The organism is Atribacter sp. (assembly GCF_035418125.1).
Taxonomy (GTDB): domain Bacteria; phylum Atribacterota; class Atribacteria; order Atribacterales; family Atribacteraceae; genus Atribacter; species Atribacter allofermentans.
Genome location: NZ_DAOLQM010000356.1, coordinates 1 through 1,585 on the forward strand (window position 1 = coordinate 1; position 1,585 = coordinate 1,585).

The window sequence follows — 1,585 nt, forward strand, 5'->3', positions numbered from 1 at the left end:
AAAATTCGGTTGTTATTATAAAAAGTATGAAATGAACCTGCTAAATCTGTCACATAGTTGCAAATCATATAGGGCTGCCGTGCTAAAGCTGATCGTTTTACCACTTCTGGAAAGTATATCAAATTTTTAGCTAATAATTTTTCCTGCTCATTATGAAATGATTCATGTTTTTGGTCTATTTTTATATTGGATAAATCTTTCTTTTCCATTTCTCGAAAAACCGATGATATTCGAGCATAAGCATATTGAACATAATATACCGGGTTATCCATCGAAGTCTTTTTGGCTTGTTCAATATCAAACTCAAGATGGGTTGCAGGATCTCTCATGAGAAAATAGTAACGAGCTACATCAACACCAACTTCATTAATCAAATTACGAAGGGGGATAAATTCACCCTGTCGGGTTGACATTCTTTCAGGTTGTCCATTTCTTAACAGAGTTACAAATTGAACAATAAAAATTTCCAAAAATTCTTTCTTTAAGCCCAATGCATTAACTGCAGCTTTCATCCGGGGAATATATCCATGATGATCAGCTCCCCAGATATCAATTACTCTTTCAAAACCCCTTTGCCATTTATTAAAATGGTAGGCAATATCCGAGGCAAAATAGGTAGGTGATCCATTTTCTCTAACCAGCACCCGATCTTTATCATCTCCCCATTGCTGGGTTCTTAACCAAAGGGCTCCATCCTTTTCATAGGTAAAACCTTGCTTAACTAATTGATTCAAGGCTTTTTCAACTTCGTGGTTCTGGTAGAGAGTTTTTTCACTAAACCAAACATCGAAGTTAACCTGAAAGTCACTCAAATCTTTTTGTATGCTTTGCAATATTTTTGAGACTGCATAAGAATTAAATATTTCGTTTTTTTCATCCTTCGTTAGAGATAAAAGGGTATCGCCTTTTTCTTTTTTCAAATCCTGGGCGATGTCAATCATATAATCACCCTTATATCCTCCCTCTGGTATTTCAATCTCTTCACCAAAAAGCTGTTTATAACGGCATTCCAAGGTAAGACCTAATAAATCTATCTGCCGACCGGCATCATTTATATAATATTCCTTTTCAACTATAAATCCAGCTTTTTTTAAAACTCTTGCCAAAGCATCACCAAAGGCTGCACATTTCCCGTGGCCTACATGGAGTGGCCCGGTTGGATTAACACTGACAAATTCTACTTGCATTTTTTCATTGTTGCCAACATGAACCGATCCATACTCATCCTTTTCCTGATATATATCCTGCATAAATGAATAAATAATATGATCCTTCAGGAAAAAGTTTATGAAACCTCCGCCGGCAATCTCAATAGTTGCAATGTGACCGATAGATTGGTTAAGAATCGATACAATTTGGTTGGCAATTTCTCGAGGGGATTTCCTGGCTTTTTTTGAAAGCAAAAAGGCTATGTTGCTGGCAAAATCTCCGTGAGCTTTATCACGAGTTGGCTCAACTGTAAAAAGTAATTCTTCGAATAAGTTTCCATATTGTTCTTTGACTACTTTTTGAAGACTTTCTTTGATAACATCGGTTATTAAACGACTCATCTAAATCACTCCACACCAAGTTTAAAACACAAAAA

The 1,585-nt window shown here is 35.8% G+C and carries 1 protein-coding gene; it reads right to left on the reverse strand.

What is annotated here, in order from left to right:
- The coding region (argS, locus tag PLK24_RS11350) for an arginine--tRNA ligase (RefSeq protein ID WP_324479227.1) at nucleotides 1-1,550 on the reverse strand (1,550 nt) is incomplete at its 3' end.
- Between the last annotated feature and the right edge of the window lie 35 nt (nucleotides 1,551-1,585).